At 69.3% G+C, this 14,614-nt stretch carries 14 protein-coding genes; 9 read left to right on the plus strand and 5 right to left on the minus strand.

All coding sequences use genetic code 11. From position 1 onward, the window contains the following. Positions 1 to 141 precede the first annotated feature (141 nt). The gene (locus bpln_RS22605; RefSeq protein WP_042627501.1) at positions 142 to 1,497 is read left to right on the plus strand and encodes an APC family permease; all 1,356 of its coding nucleotides are present in this window, start codon (positions 142 to 144) and stop codon (positions 1,495 to 1,497) included. Positions 1,498 to 1,660: 163 nt separating this feature from the next. Continuing rightward, entirely contained in the window at positions 1,661 to 2,287 is a 627-nt protein-coding gene (locus bpln_RS22610; RefSeq protein WP_042629336.1) for a LysE family translocator, read from the plus strand. Positions 2,288 to 2,405: 118 nt separating this feature from the next. Here bpln_RS22610 and bpln_RS22615 read toward each other — a convergent pair whose 3' ends face one another. Continuing rightward, positions 2,406 to 2,924, minus strand: a complete 519-nt coding sequence (locus bpln_RS22615; protein ID WP_055140064.1) for a metal-dependent hydrolase — start codon at positions 2,922 to 2,924, stop codon at positions 2,406 to 2,408. A gap of 269 nt (positions 2,925 to 3,193) precedes the next feature. Here bpln_RS22615 and ggt point away from each other — a divergent pair, with 269 nt between their 5' ends. Beyond that, a complete protein-coding gene (gene ggt / locus bpln_RS22620) occupies positions 3,194 to 4,927 on the plus strand; it encodes a gamma-glutamyltransferase (protein ID WP_055140065.1) in 1,734 nt (577 codons plus the stop codon). Here ggt and bpln_RS22625 read toward each other — a convergent pair. The 3 genes from bpln_RS22625 to bpln_RS22635 all read right to left on the minus strand — a co-directional run bounded on the left by bpln_RS22625 (position 4,908) and on the right by bpln_RS22635 (position 7,519). Then, entirely contained in the window at positions 4,908 to 5,864 is a 957-nt protein-coding gene (locus bpln_RS22625; protein WP_082465401.1) for a dihydrodipicolinate synthase family protein, read from the minus strand. The genes ggt and bpln_RS22625 overlap by 20 nt on opposite strands. A gap of 272 nt (positions 5,865 to 6,136) precedes the next feature. Next, complete coding sequence (locus bpln_RS22630; RefSeq protein ID WP_055140066.1) at positions 6,137 to 7,030, minus strand: LysR family transcriptional regulator; 894 nt, start codon at positions 7,028 to 7,030, stop codon at positions 6,137 to 6,139. 213 nt (positions 7,031 to 7,243) lie between these two features. Continuing rightward, on the minus strand, positions 7,244 to 7,519 hold the full coding sequence (locus tag bpln_RS22635) for a hypothetical protein (RefSeq protein ID WP_042627506.1): 276 nt from the start codon (positions 7,517 to 7,519) through the stop codon (positions 7,244 to 7,246). 266 nt (positions 7,520 to 7,785) lie between these two features. On the opposite strand from bpln_RS22635, the gene bpln_RS35970 reads away from it, so the two are divergent. The 4 genes from bpln_RS35970 to bpln_RS22650 all read left to right on the plus strand — a co-directional run bounded on the left by bpln_RS35970 (position 7,786) and on the right by bpln_RS22650 (position 9,664). Then, positions 7,786 to 8,022 carry a hypothetical protein gene (locus bpln_RS35970; RefSeq protein WP_123863716.1) on the plus strand — a complete coding sequence of 79 codons (237 nt, stop codon included), beginning with the start codon at positions 7,786 to 7,788 and terminating at the stop codon, positions 8,020 to 8,022. Positions 8,023 to 8,157: 135 nt separating this feature from the next. Beyond that, complete coding sequence (locus tag bpln_RS22640; protein WP_015877559.1) at positions 8,158 to 8,361, plus strand: cold-shock protein; 204 nt, start codon at positions 8,158 to 8,160, stop codon at positions 8,359 to 8,361. 272 nt (positions 8,362 to 8,633) lie between these two features. Beyond that, positions 8,634 to 8,900: a translation initiation factor IF-1 gene (gene infA, locus bpln_RS22645; RefSeq protein WP_042627507.1), complete on the plus strand. Its 267-nt coding sequence runs from the start codon at positions 8,634 to 8,636 to the stop codon at positions 8,898 to 8,900. A gap of 539 nt (positions 8,901 to 9,439) precedes the next feature. Beyond that, a complete protein-coding gene (locus tag bpln_RS22650; RefSeq protein ID WP_055140067.1) occupies positions 9,440 to 9,664 on the plus strand; it encodes a hypothetical protein in 225 nt (74 codons plus the stop codon). 270 nt (positions 9,665 to 9,934) lie between these two features. Here the strand turns inward: bpln_RS22650 and bpln_RS22655 are convergent, their stop codons facing one another. Then, complete coding sequence (locus tag bpln_RS22655) at positions 9,935 to 11,365, minus strand: hypothetical protein (protein WP_148654133.1); 1,431 nt, start codon at positions 11,363 to 11,365, stop codon at positions 9,935 to 9,937. A 430-nt stretch (positions 11,366 to 11,795) separates the two neighbouring features. On the opposite strand from bpln_RS22655, the gene ppk2 reads away from it, so the two are divergent. Next, positions 11,796 to 12,731 (plus strand): polyphosphate kinase 2, encoded by a 936-nt coding sequence (ppk2, locus tag bpln_RS22660; protein WP_042627509.1) that lies wholly within the window; start codon positions 11,796 to 11,798, stop codon positions 12,729 to 12,731. Between the two features lie 208 nt (positions 12,732 to 12,939). Beyond that, positions 12,940 to 14,568 carry a threonine ammonia-lyase, biosynthetic gene (gene ilvA, locus bpln_RS22665; protein ID WP_244486988.1) on the plus strand — a complete coding sequence of 543 codons (1,629 nt, stop codon included), beginning with the start codon at positions 12,940 to 12,942 and terminating at the stop codon, positions 14,566 to 14,568. The last annotated feature ends 46 nt before the right edge of the window (positions 14,569 to 14,614 follow it).

The raw sequence follows: 14,614 nt of genomic DNA on the forward strand, positions 1-14,614 counted from the left end.
TCGTCGTACCCACCCTGATCCCCCATGCCGCCGCCGCGGCGACCGGGCGTGCCGACCGGCCACGCCGTCACGCGGCGCGACGCCGTGCAACCTGGTGTTTTGCGTTCGGACGCGCCTCGCGCGTTCACAGGAGACCCGACCATGACTCAATCCTCCCCGTCGCGGCCCGCGGCCGGACACGCGCCGCACCTGAAGCGCGCGCTCGGCCTGCCGTCCGTGCTGCTGTTCGGCCTCGCCTACATGGCCCCGCTGATCGTCTACGGCACCTACGGCGTGCTGGCCGGCGCGAGCCGGGACACGGCCGCGCTCGCCTATCTGCTCGCGCTGATCGCGATCGTGTTCACCGCGCTCAGCTACGGCAAGCTCGCGCGGCTGTTCCCGGTGGCGGGCTCGGCCTACACCTATACGCGCAAGACCTTCAACGCGCATCTGGGTTTCCTGATCGGCTGGGCCACGCTGCTCGATTATTTCTTCCTGCCGATGGTGATCTGGCTGATCGGCGCGGCCTATCTGGGCGCGGCGTTCCCGTCGATTCCGGCGTGGCTCTGGATCGTCGCGTTCATCGTGCTGACCAGCGCGCTGAACATCCTCGGCATCGAGCTCGCGAACCGCTTCAACATCGTGTTGATGCTGGTGCAGCTGGTGATCGTCGCGCTGTTCGTGGTGCTGTGCTGCCACTACGCGCTGGCCGCGGCGGGGCCGGGCGGGCTGGCCGCCGCGCAGCCGTTCTTCAACGCCCGCGTGCCGCTGTCGGCCACCATGGCCGGCGCCGCGATCGCCGCGTATTCGTATCTCGGCTTCGACGCCGTCTCGACGCTGACCGAGGAAACCGTCGACCCCGAGCGGACGATTCCGCGCGCGATCGTGCTGATCGCGCTGATCGGCGGCGCGATCTTCGTGATCGCGGCCTACACGCTGCAGCTCGCGCATCCGGGCGCCGTGTTCAAGGATCCCGATTCGGCCGCGTTCGAAATCGCGAAGAAAGTGGGCGGCGACCTGTTCGTGTCGGTGTTCCTCGCCGGGCTGATCCTCGCGCAGTTCGCCTCCGGGATCTCGGCGCAGGCCAGCGTCGGCCGGCTGCTCTACGCGATGGGCCGCGACGAGGTGCTGCCGCGCCGGATCTTCGGCTACATCCACCCGCGCTTCCAGACGCCGGCGCTCAACATCGCGTTCGCCGGCGTGGTCGGGCTGATCGCGCTAAAGCTCGACGTGGCCACCTCCACCTCGTTCATCAACTTCGGCGCGTTCCTCGCGTTCACGGCCGTCAACCTCTGCGTGATGCGCCAGTACCTGACCACGCCGCCGGCGCAGCGCCGCTTCGGGCCGATCGGCGGGCTGCTGTTCCCGGCGCTCGGCGCGATCGCCGACGTCTGGCTGCTGGTGAGCCTCGAGAAATCGGCGCTCGTGCTTGGCGCGATCTGGTTCGTGCTCGGGCTCGTCTATCTCGGCTGGCTGACGCGCGGCTTCCGGCAGGCGCCGCCTGAAATCGCGGTCTGATGCGCTGGCGGCGCGACCCGGCGAAAGCCGTGGCGAACGGATCGCGCCGGGGGCCGCCGCCTCGATTATCGATGCGCTGCAAGCCGTTCCCCGCCGCCTTACAATCGACGCGCGTGATGTGCGGCCGGCCCGCGCGAGGCCGGCTCGAATGAAGGAGATGCAAGTGGTGGATCTGCAGACGCTCGGCACGTTCGTCGTGATCATGGTGGGGCTGTTCCTGGTGCCGGGGCCGGCGGTGCTGCTGGTGCTGTCACGCACCGCGCAGGGCGGGCGCCGCGCCGGCGTGATGACGAGCATCGGCGTGGCGATCGGCGATTTCCTGCATGCCATCGCGGCGGCGGCCGGCCTGTCGGCGCTGCTGATGACCTCGGCGCTGGCCTTCAACGCGGTCAAGTACGTGGGCGCCGCGTATCTGTTCCATCTCGGCTGGCGTGCGTGGCGCGAGCCGGCCGGCGACGCGCGGCTGCCCGTGCTGGCCGGCGTCACGCCGATGCGTGCCTGCCTGCAGGCGGTGGTCACCGAGCTGCTGAATCCGAAGACGGCGCTGTTCTTCATCGCGTTCCTGCCGCAGTTCGTGCATCCGGAGCGCGGTCAGGCGTTCCTGCAGTTCCTCGAACTCGGCCTGGTGTTCGCGGTGGGCGGCGCACTCTATACCGTGCTGCTCGTCATGGCGCTGCGGCCGCTGCGCCATCTGCTCGGCCGGCTGCCGGCGCTGCGCCGCCTGCAGGGCAAGCTGATCGGCACGCTGCTGATCGGGCTCGGGCTCAAGGTCGCCGCGCAGAGTCGCTAGGCGGCCGGCGAGGCAGGCGGGCCGTTCGAAGGCCCGCTTGCGGCCGGTGCCGTTCCCAGCGGGCGCGCCGGCCGCCGTCGCATCAGGTTGCACACACCGCCTGCCGTCGCGGCGCCGGTCACACCATCCTCAGCCATCTCAGCCAGTGTTCGAGCAGTGCATCGCGCTGCCACGCAGCCTGCGCGACCCATAACGCCCCCACCCACGCGAGCGTGACGACGATCAGGTCGCAGCGTCCGCTCTTCCACCAGTTCAGCGAATGCCGCTGCAGGATCCACGGCACGCCGAGCGGATTCGGCCAGTCGGCGAGCAGGTGCATGAGGCCGCCGCAGGCGAAGCCGAACAATGGCGGTGCCCACGGATGCCGCGCGCGCAGCGAGCGGTCCGCGAACCACAGCAGCGCGAGCCAGCCGAGCCCCCAGTGCGTCGCGGTGCGATGCTTGATCCAGAGGCGTCGCCGGCGCGTCCACCACGCCACCTCGAGCCAGTCCGGCGCGGTGCCGCCCGCCACGCCGGCGACGAACGCGGCCAGGCTGCCGGCATGCCACGGCCCGGCGGCACCCGCCTGCCAGACCAGCGCGGCGGCGATCAGGCCGGCGGCCCAGCCGGTCGCACGATGAGCGTTGTGTGATGCCATGCGGAACGAGGGTGGCGAAGGTTGCGCTGCAAAAATCAGGGGCGCCATCTTCTCAGATCGGCACGCGCCGCGATACGTCCGGCAGCGAATATTTCGCTGTTGTCCGCATCGGCCGATAACGCCACCGAACCGCCGCGAGCCTTGCCGCTGGCACCGAAAGTTGCAGCGCATCATGCGCCACGCCGTTTTGTTTTCGCGTGCCGGCTCATGCTATAAGCGCAAATCGGCCTTGCTTCAGCCCACCAATGACACTTCATGAGGGATGCGCAATGATCGTCACGCTTCATGTCACGCTTCATCGTTTCAGGATTTCCGCCGCCGCGGCCTGCTTCGGCGCGGCCGTCGCCGGTTTCGCGCCGGCCGCGCCCGCGTTCGCCAAGACTTCGTTGCATGCGCAACTAACAGCGGCGGCCGTGGCGGTTGCCGACCAATACAGCGCCGATGCCGCCCAGGCCATCTTCAAGGAGGGCGGCAACGCGGTGGACGCCGCGGTCGCGATCGCCTTCACGCTGGCCGTCACCTATCCCGAGGCCGGCAACATCGGCGGCGGCGGGTTCATGACGCTGTTGGTCGGCGGCAAACCCTACTTCCTCGACTATCGCGAGCGCGCGCCGCTCGCGGCCACCCGCGACATGTACCTCGACAAGGACGGCAACGTGATCAAGGGCATGAGCCTGGTCGGGCCGCGCGCGGTGGGCGTGCCGGGCACCGTGGCCGGCATGTGGGAGGCGCAGAAGCGCTTCGGCAAGCTGAGCTGGCGGCAGGTGCTGGCGCCCGCGATCCACTACGCGAAGGACGGCTTCGTGGTGGACGAGCAGCTCGCGCGGCGCCGCGACGACGCGTCGAAGGAGTTCGGCGGCAAGACCAACTTCGATCGCTTCTTCGGCGCGATGAAGGCCGGCCGGCCGTTCCGCCAGCCCGATCTGGCCGCCGTGCTGCAGCGGATCTCGGCGCAGGGCGCGAAGGGCTTCTACGAAGGCCCGACCGCCGCGAGGATCGCCGCCGCGATGCAGCCCGGCGACGGCCTGATCACCACCGAGGATCTCGCGCAGTACCGGGCCGTCTGGCGCCAGCCCGTGGAAGCCGGCTGGAACGGCTATCGCGTGATCACGGCGCCGCCGCCCAGCTCGGGCGGCGTGGGCCTCGTGCAGTTGCTGAAGATGAAGGCCGACCTCGCGGCCGACTTCAAGGGCGTGCCGCTGAACTCGGCGCAGTACGTTCACCTGATCGCCGAGATCGAGAAGCGCGTGTTCGCCGATCGCGCGCAGTATCTGGGCGATCCCGATTTCTACAAGGTGCCGGTGGCGCAGCTGATCGACGACGCCTATCTCGCCAAACGCGCGGCCGAGGTCAACCCCGACACGCCGTCCGACACCAAGAGCGTGCAGCCGGGGCTCGGCACGGGCATGCCCGAGAAGGCCGAGACCACGCACTTTTCGGTGGTCGACAGGTGGGGCAACGCGGTGTCGAACACCTACACCATCAACGGCTATTTCGGCTCGGGCGTGGTGGCCGAGGGCACCGGCATCGTGCTCAACGACGAGATGGACGACTTCTCCGCGAAGCCCGGCGTGGCGAACATGTTCGGCGTGGTGGGCAGCGACGCGAACGCGATCGGGCCGAACAAGCGCCCGCTCTCGTCGATGTCGCCGACGATCCTGACGAAGGACGGCAAGGTCGCGCTCGTGATCGGCACGCCGGGCGGCTCGCGCATCTTCACCTCGATCTTCCAGGTGATCACCAACGTCTACGATTTCGACCTGCCGCTGAAGGAGGCCGTCGGCGCGTTCCGTTTCCACCATCAGCTGCTGCCGCCGAACACGATCTTCTGGGAGCCGTACCACCCGATCACGGGCGAGCTCGCGCAGCAGATCGAGGCGAAGGGCTACACGCTGAAGGGGCAGGACTTCAGCGGCGACATCCAGGTGATCCGCGTGGACGGCGGCACGCCGGAAGCGGTGGCCGACCCGCGCGGGCGCGGCGTCACGCGCGTGATTCGCTGAGCGGTGCCGGCACGGCGCCGGCCGCCGGGTTGGCCTGCGCAGGCGCGGGCGCCGCGCGTGAGGCGGCCGGCCGCTCGGCGCGCAGGCGCTCCAGCGTGGCCTGCGCTCGCCGCAGCTCGGCCACGAGCGGCGGCGAAGCCGGCGTGATCGGCATCCGCACCTCGGCCGTGATGCCGTGCGTACACGACAGCATCGCCTTGATCGCGGCCGGGTTCGGCGCCGAGAACAGCAGCCGCAGCACCGGCTGCATCGCGTCGAAGCGCGACTGCGCCTCGGTCACGCGGCCCGCCTCGTGAAGCTGCTGCACCTCGACGAACAGGTCGGCGCAGACGTGCACGCTCGCCAGCACGCCGCCCGCGCCGCCCGCCGCGAGACAGCGGGCGAACGCGTCGTCGGTGCCGCACAGCACCTCGAGCGGGGTGGCGCGCAGTGCCTCGAAGTGCGCCGGCACGCATTCCTTGATGCCGACCAGGTTCGGATGGCAGGCGAGTTGCGCGACGGTGGCCGGCTCGATCGTCACGCCGCAGCGATGCGGCACGTCGTAGAGCATCACGGGGCGCCGCGTGCGTGCCGCGATCTGCCCGAAATGCCAGAGCAGGCCGGCCTGGCTCGGGCAGAGATAGGCGGGCGGCGGTACGAGATAGCCGGCCACGTCCTGCAGTTCCAGGCGGTCGATCTCGTCGACGAAATCGCGCGTGCTGATGCCGCCGACGCCGACGAACACGGGCAGCCGGCCGGCCGCGACGCCGGTGATGGCCTTCAGCGCGGCCGCGCGTTCCGCGTCGTCGAGCAGCGCGGCCTCGGCCGTGGTGCCGAGCGCGACGAAGCCGGCGATGCCGGTGTCGAGATACGAGGCCGTCAGCGCTTCGAGCGCGGCGAGGTCGAGCCGGCCGTCGCGAAACGGCGTGACGAGCGGGATCCAGATGCCCTTGAGCATGTCAGTGCCTCCCGGCGTGGCGGATGACGGGGCCGCGCGGGCGCGGGCGGGACGGCGGCGGAGGAACGGCGGACGGCGCGGTGGCCTGACGGTGGTTCATGCGATGGACGTTGACCCGGGCGGGTAGCGAGGATGTCGTCCAGCGTAGCGAGGCGCGCATTAAAACCGCGTAAAAAGCGGGGCGGCTCGCGTAAAGAGGTGGTGTGGGTGGACCGTGCGGTCGCGCTACGCGCACGGCACGATCGCCTTGGGGAAGGGAGGCCGGTGCTCGCTCAGGCCGCCCAGCCGTTGGCGATGCCCTGTTCGATCACGTCGAGGAACACGCGCTTCAGCGCGCTGCCGTCGTCGACCCAGATCAGCCCGAGCGGCGCGCGATACGACGGCAGCGCGAGCGGCCGCGCGACCACGTTCGGCGGCACGGCCGCGGCCGCCTCGGCCGGAATCAGGCCGATGCCGAGGCCGGCCGCGACGAGCGCGAGCATGGTGGTGTATTCGCCGAGTTCACGCGCGATGTCGAGCGTGACCTCGCGCGCGCCGAGCGCCACCAGCAGCGCGTCGAAGAAGCCGGGTGCGTAGCGGCGCGCGAGCACGAACGCGGGCTGGCCGCGCAGTTGCGCCGGCTCGATGTGCGCCAGCTGCGCGAACGCATGCGAGGCCGGCACGGCCACCACGAACGATTCCTCCATCACGACGCGCGAGGCCAGCCCGCTGGCGGCGAGCGGCAGCCGCGCGATGCCGAAGTCGAGCGTGCCGCCGTGCAGCGCGGCGATCTGGTCCGGCGTCGACATGTCCTTCAGTTCGAGCGCGATGCGCGGGTAGCGCGCATGCATGGTGCGGATCAGCGTCGGCAGCAGCTTCGGCAGTACCGACGAGACGAAGCCGAGCCGCAGCGTGCCGATCTCGCCTTGCGCCGAGAGCCGCGCGACCTGCGCGGCGCGCGCGGCCTGTTCGAGCGTGGCGCGCGCCTCGGGCAGGAACAGGCGGCCGGCGTCGGTCAGTGCCACCTTGTGACGGTCGCGATCGAACAGGCGCACGCCGAGATCGGTTTCGAGCGCCTTGATCTGCATGCTCAACGCGGGCTGCACGATGCAAAGGCGCTCGGCCGCCCGGCCGAAATGCAGTTCTTCGGCGAGCGCGACGAAGGCGCCGAGATGTTTCAGTTCCATCCGGTCATGACCGCGTGAGAAACAGGGTGCCGGAATTTTACGCGGGCCTCGGCGCGCCGGCACCGGACGGGCGGGGATGGGGGCGTGTCGTCGGCATGCGCCGGCGGTCGCGTCGGCTGAGGGGCCATCGTTCGAGACCGACGCTCGCGGGGCCAGTGGATCGCGCTGCAACGCGGCACGACGAGAGGCGCGCCGGCGATCGGCGGAAAACGCTCAGGATTGCATCCAGTTCTGCCCGTCGTGCCGGTCGATCAGGTCTTCCGCGTAGCGCAGCGAGGCACGGCGCGCGGCGCCGGCGCTCGGGAACGGCGGCGTCTCGCTGAGCTTGAAGGTATTGCTGAAAGTGAGCGTCGTGCCGGCGTCGCGCAGGCAGATCTTCACGGCGGCGTCGAAGCCGTTGTCGTTGTAACGGCCGGCGTTTTCCTGCGCGCCGGAATGCGGATAGATCAATGGGTAGATCTCGAAGCCGCGGTACAGATGCATGCTCATGTCTGGCTCCTGACGGTGAGGGTACGGTAAGGCGATGAACGCGACATTCCATGCTGCAGGCGCGGCTCGCGCTTGCAGCATGGGTGCGGAAGGTCGATCGGGAGGGATGCCTGAATGCCGCGATCGATGCGGCTTGCAGTCAGGATGACGGAATGATCGAGACCTGACGATCCAATTTATCATACGCCGATTGCCGTCATCTCCCGCGATTTAAATTTCTCGACGGCGCGGTTTTCGCTTGATTCGGCTCATGCACGATACGGGTCGTGGATGCAACGCGCGCGTGGGTTCGTGGCGAACCGGATCGACAGGTTCGCAGCGGCGGCACGGCCCTGTCGCGACAATTCGCGATCGCGATCGCGCGGCGTGCCGAACGGTTTTCGGTGCGATTTTCCGGCTCGGTTTTTCGACCTGTATTCAGCCTGATCCGCACCGGCGCGAAGCACCCGGCGCACCGAAACAACTTGACCAAATCGACAACAGCGCGTAAGGTCTACGGCTGAAGTCTTCAAGAAGCGCGATTGCTGCTCATCATTGACCGCGGACCGCGGTATTCGTTGTCCTCTCCCTCCTTGATCTTTCCGCACCCTGCCTGAGCGGGCGCGGAGCTTCGTTCGTCATTTACTCAAAGGAGCATCATGGATACCGGTATCGTCAAGTGGTTCAACGACAGCAAGGGTTTTGGTTTCATCTCGCCGGACAACGGCAAGGATGACCTGTTCGCCCATTTTTCCGAAATTCGCGGCGACGGCTTCCGTTCGCTGGCCGAAGGCCAGCGCGTGAGCTTCGAGACGAAGGTCGGCCAGAAGGGCCTGCAAGCGGCCAACATCACGCCGCTCTGAGCCGCGTCGAGCGCTCTGAAATCGTATCGCGCATCGCGCGGCAAGCGCACGATGCCTTTGGCGATGCCGCCTCCTGGCATCGCTTTCAAGCGGGCGGCGCCGAAGTCCACGCCCCCGGCAGCATCCTGCCGGCATGGTTGCGCCGGCCGGCAAGCGTTGAAGATCACGATCGATCGGCACCCGGTGCCGCATGTCGCGCCGGGTTTCGCGCCTCGCGCGGCATTGGCGTTTGCACGCCGTGCCGCCCTCACTCAGTCAACGGAGAGATCAATTTGGCGAAGGAAGAACTGCTGGAACTGGACGGCGTCGTCGAGGAAGTATTGCCCGACAGCCGCTATCGCGTGACGCTCGAAAACGGCGTCGTGGTGGGCGCCTACGCGTCCGGAAGATTGCGCAAGAACCATATCCGGATTCTTGCCGGCGATCGCGTCCGGCTCGAACTTTCGCCCTACGATCTGACCAAAGGCCGGATCAACTATCGTCACAAGGACGAACGTGCCGGAGCGAGCGCGCCGCGCGCGCGCACCTTCCGGCGCTGAGTCGCGCATCGTTCCACGCGCGGCACGGCATGTGCCTCGCGGCTTCACCGACAACGACGACGATACGGCGTGCCGCCCGCGGCGCGACCGACGGTGAAGCCGGCGAAGCGGCCCCTGAAACGGGTGGGCCGTTTCGATCAAACTCGACGCTGACGCAGCGCGGGTCGACACGGATTCGTGTCGTATTCTTGAATCGTGGCAAGGCGACGTGAGCGTCGCGCCCCGAACCCCGAGGTTGCCGTAGCGAGCCCGCGCATGCGATGCCGGCTCGCGTGCTTCCACGCCGATTCGCTCGCCGATTTCCACGTCGATTTCCACGTCGATTCGTTTCGATGGCTCGCCGCCGGCGTATTTTCGCTTGCCCATCCCGTTTTTTTGCTCGGAATCGTCCGGGCGACACCGGCTCAGACCCGATTTTCCCCGCCCGCCGCGCAGGATTGCCGGCGGTGCGAGCCCATAACGGCAGGATTCCTGACGATCAACCGGCCATGCCGGACCGTGTCACTACCGATCCATGCTCATGACAATATTCACTCATCATGCAACAAGCCAACATCAAACAATATCGCGGATACGCGGTTGCCCCTTCGGTCCACCGTCTGCCTGACGGCTGCTTTTCCTCCAACCTGACGCTCACGCGTGTTGATCCGCGCGGCGGGCCGATGTGCTACGAGTTCTACTCGCTCGACTATTTCGGCAGCGAAGAAGCCGCGCTGCGCCATTCGAGCCGCTACGCGTGCCACTGGATCGACACGCGGGGCTGAACCTGCGGTCCGCTTCCACTGCTTCCGCCTCGTGCCGCTGCCGGCGTGCAATGCCGTCGGGCTTGCGAGTCGTGGCGGGTGGCTGGCGTGGTTGGCGATCACGATCTCGTGCGCCTGCACCCGGGCCGGCCGCATCCCCTTTCCCGAGGCACCTGACGGCCGGCACGGCTCGGTGCCGTGGGTCCGCCATCGGCTTTTGTCCCGACGCCATCGCGCACCATCGCGCGCCATTCATTCGACGCACGGTGACGATCAGTCGGCCCGACCGCCTCAATCGGTTCCGGCCAGCAGCCAGTCCGCCAGTTCGTCGAATACGGGGCGCCAGTCTCCCGTTTCGCGCTGGCGCAGCACGACCACCTCCGGCAGCCAGCGCGTCCCGCGTCCGCCGTTGCCCCAGCGCCAGTCTCCCGACGCGTTGACGGCCACGCAGGTGCGCGCGCCGAGCAGCGCGGCCAGGTTTGCGACGACCGAATCGACGGCAACCACCGCGTCGAGTTCGCGGATGCAGGCGGCCGTGTCGCCGAAATCGGCGATGTCGGGCGCGTAGCGGCGCATGCCGTGCGGCAGGCCGCCGGCGAGCGCCTCGGCGGCGGGATGGTGCAGGCTCACGAACTGCACGCGCGCGGCCAGCACCGGGTTCGCCGCCAGTCGCTCGACGTCCGCGCGCGGCAGGCTGCGCCGTGCGGCCCAGCAGCGCGTCCCGGCGTCGAGTTCGGGCCGGTGGCGCTGCGAGCAGTCGTAAAACAATCCCACCAGCTTGCGGCCCGGCGCGGCGGCGCGCATCCCGCGAGCCCACAGCGCCGCGGCCCGCGCGCGCTCGGGCGGCACGCGCAGATAGGGCTCGAAACGCGCGCGCGGGTTCGCGCGGGCGGCGTCGAGCAGCGGCAGGTGCAGGAGCGTGGCGTGCCGGTCCGGCGCGAACACCGCGATCTCGCGGCGCAGCGAGTCGGGCAGCGGCTCGTCGATCGTCAGCGGGCGCGGCGCATCCACCACGCGGCAGTCGGGCAGCGACGCGCGCACCAGCGGCAGCAGCGGCGTATCGCAGGTGATCATGAGCCGCGCGCCCGCATGCAGCCAGTCGCGCGCGCAGGCGAGCAGCAGCAGCTGGTCGCCGAAGCCGAGCTGATGCGTGACCAGCACGCGCCGGCCGGCCGGGTCGCCGCCGCTCCACGGCGCGATGCCGGCGGGACGATAGCAGCCGCTCGAGGCCGGGTCCTCGCCGCGTCGCAGCCAGGCCTGGAAGCCGGCCGGCTCGCCGCGCCGGAGCCGCGCCTCGCCGAGCCGGTGCGCGGCAAGCGCGGCGGTGGCGGGGTCGCGTTCGGCGCTCGCCCGGAACAGCGCCGCGTCGAGCAGGCGGATCGCGCCGTCGAGGTCGCCGGCCATCGCCAGTTCTTGGCCAAGCCGCGCGTCGAGTCGCCCGCGCTGCGCCGCCAGCGCCGCATGGCGGCGCAGCGCGTCGGCGGCCTCGCGGTGCCGGCCCGCCAGCGACAGGGCGCGGACCCGCATCTCGATGAACTCGACGGCGCCCGGATCGATCGCGAGCGCGCGCTCGGCCCACGGCAGCAACTCGTCCTCGCGGCGCTGCGCGGTCAGTTGCCGGCAGATCTCGCGCAGGAACGGCGGAATCCCGCCGTCGCGCGCGGGGCGGGCGAGCGGGACGCCGAACCAGGGGTGGGGCGGGAGCGTCGAAGTCGGGCGCATGGGGCGTAGGCTCGGGCAGCGTGTTGATCCGGGTGCCGGCGCGGTCCGGACCGCGACCGACGGCGAACGGCCGGCGCCATGCATGACGCGGGGCCAGCGTGCATGGCCGCATCGGCTAACGGCTGGCATGCCGCGATGCAAGGCGTCGTGGCGAACCGCCCGAGCGCCCGATACGGCCGGGACGCGGGGCGCGCGACCCTCCCAGTGTAGGAAACCGGCGTGCGAATGGCGAACCGGCATCGGCGAACTGGCATCGGGGCGCCGCCACCCGGGCCGCCACCGGCCGCTGGCGATGCCCGCCCCGTGCCGCCCGGGCCCGGCCGGCGCCCGGATCGCCACGCCCCGGCTCGATTCCGGAATTAATGCATCTGACACGCGCGGCTGCGATAATCGGCGCACGAACGAATCTGACGTTTCATGGAGGTGACCGATGACCGACCCTCGAATCGAAGGCGACGCCGCCGAATTGCTAGCTCAGGAGCGCCAGCGCCGCCTGGAGGAAGATCTCGTCGATGCCTATGACGAAGAACTCGAAATGGAGCTCGACGACCGCCGCTTCGACGATCCGGACGCGATCTTCACGGCCGAGCGTCGCGAGGCGCGCAAGCAGTATTTCCGCGAACTGTTCCGCCTGCAGGGCGAACTCGTCAAGCTGCAGGACTGGGTGGTCGCCACCGGCCACCGGATGGTGGTGATCTTCGAAGGCCGCGACGCGGCCGGCAAGGGCGGTGCGATCAAGCGCATCACGCAGCGTCTGAACCCGCGCGTGTGCCGGGTGGCCGCGCTGCCGGCGCCGAACAACCGCGAACGCACGCAGTGGTACTTCCAGCGCTACGTCGCGCACCTGCCGGCCGGCGGCGAGATGGTGCTGTTCGATCGCAGCTGGTACAACCGCGCCGGCGTGGAGCGCGTGATGAACTTCTGCACCGACGCCGAATACGAGGAATTCTTCCGCTCGGTGCCCGAGTTCGAGAAGATGCTCGTGCGCAGCGGCATCCAGATCGTCAAGTACTGGTTCTCGATTACCGACGAAGAGCAGGAAACGCGCTTCCAGAGCCGCATCGAGGATCCGCTCAAGCAGTGGAAGCTGAGCCCGATGGACCTCGAGAGCCGCCGCCGCTGGGAAGCCTACACGATCGCCAAGGAGGAGATGCTGGCCCGCACGCATATCCCCGAGGCGCCGTGGTGGGTGGTGCAGGCCGTCGACAAGAAGCGCGCGCGCCTGAACTGCATCGACCATCTGCTGAGCCTCGTGCCTTACCACGAGGTCGAGCGCGAGCCGGTGCAACTGCCCGAGCGTGTCCACCACGCCGATTATCTGCGCCGGCCGGTTCCGGAGGAGATGATCGTTCCCGAGCGCTATTGAGCAGCCCGGACCGGGCGGGGATTGACAAAGCACGCCGCATCACGGATGCTCTCGCACATGAACCGTCACGCCTTCCCGATCGCGCAGATTATTCGCACCATTCATCGAATGGTGGGTTAGCGCGCGCAGGAAGCCGACACGAAACCCGCCCCCGAGGCGGGTTTTTCATATCCGTCTCCGGGCATGAATCCCAAGCCAGGAGCGCCCGATGTCATCGCCGTCCCCCCGCAGTCCGGAATCCGCCACACCGTCGCCCGCGCGTTCGTTCGTGCCGCTGACGGCACGCCCGTCCGCATCCCCGGCCGGCTCCGCGCCGGGCATCGACGATTACCTGAAGAAGATCCTCACCGCGCGCGTCTACGACGTGGCGGTCGAAACCGCGCTCGAACCGGCGCGCAACCTGTCCGCGCGCGTGCGCAACCGCGTCTGGCTCAAGCGCGAGGACAATCAACCCGTGTTCTCGTTCAAGCTGCGCGGCGCCTACAACCGCATGGTCCACCTGAGCGCCGACGCGCTCGCGCGCGGCGTGATCACCGCCTCGGCCGGCAACCACGCGCAGGGCGTCGCGTTCTCGGCTGCGCGCCTGGGCGTGAAGGCCGTGATCGTGGTGCCCGTCACCACCCCGCAGGTCAAGGTCGACGCGGTGCGCGCGCACGGCGGGCCGACCGTCGAGGTGATCCAGGCCGGCGAATCGTTCAGCGACGCCTACGCCCACGCGCTCGAGGTGCAGCGCCAGCGCGAGCTGACCTTCGTCCATCCGTTCGACGATCCCGACGTGATCGCGGGCCAGGGCACGGTCGCGATGGAAGTGCTGCGCCAGCACCAGGGGCCGATCCACGCGATCTTCGTGCCGATCGGCGGCGGCGGCCTGGCGGCCGGCGTGGCCGCCTACGTGAAGGCGGTGCGCCCCGAGATCCGCGTGATCGGCGTGCAGACCGAGGATTCCTGCGCGATGGCGCAGTCGATCCGCGCCGGCGAGCGCGTGACGCTGGCCGAGGTCGGGCTGTTCTCGGACGGCACGGCCGTGAAGCTGGTCGGCGAGGAAACCTTCCGGCTCTGCCGCGAGCTGCTCGACGACGTGATCACGGTGGATACCGACGCGTTGTGCGCGGCGATCAAGGACGTGTTCCAGGACACGCGCAGCGTGCTGGAGCCGGCCGGCGCGCTGGCCGTGGCGGGGGCCAAGCGCTACGCGGCGAATAACGGCATCGAGGGCGAGACGCTGGTGGCGATCACCTCGGGCGCCAACATGAACTTCGACCGGATGCGCTTCGTGGCCGAGCGCGCCGAGGTGGGCGAGGCGCGCGAGGCGGTGTTCGCGGTGACGATCCCCGAGGAGCGCGGCAGCTTCCGGCGTTTCTGCGAGCTGGTGGGCGAGCGCAGCGTGACCGAGTTCAACTACCGGATCGCCGACGAGCACGCGGCGCACATTTTCGTGGGCGTGCAGATCCGCCGCCGAGGGGAATCGGCCGAGATCGCGGCGAACTTCGCCGCGCACGGCTTCGAGGCAGCCGACCTGACCGGCGACGAACTGTCGAAGGATCACATTCGCTACATGGTGGGCGGGCGCTCGCCGCTCTCGCGCGACGAGCGGCTGTTCCGCTTCACGTTCCCGGAGCGCCCGGGCGCGCTGATGAAGTTCCTGTCGGCGATGGCGCCGAACTGGAACATCAGCCTGTTCCATTACCGCAACCAGGGCGCCGACCACAGCTCGATCCTGGTCGGGCTGCAGGTGCCGGGCGCCGATCACGCGGCGTTCGACCGGTTCCTGGCCACGCTCGGCTATCCGTATCACGAAGAGACCGCGAACCCGGCCTACCGGCTGTTCCTGTCGTGATTCCCGGCGCCGGGCCGCAATGGCCCGGCCGGGCCTGGCGCAGGCG

It is taken from the genome of Burkholderia plantarii (genome assembly GCF_001411805.1).
Classification (GTDB): Bacteria; Pseudomonadota; Gammaproteobacteria; order Burkholderiales; family Burkholderiaceae; genus Burkholderia; species Burkholderia plantarii.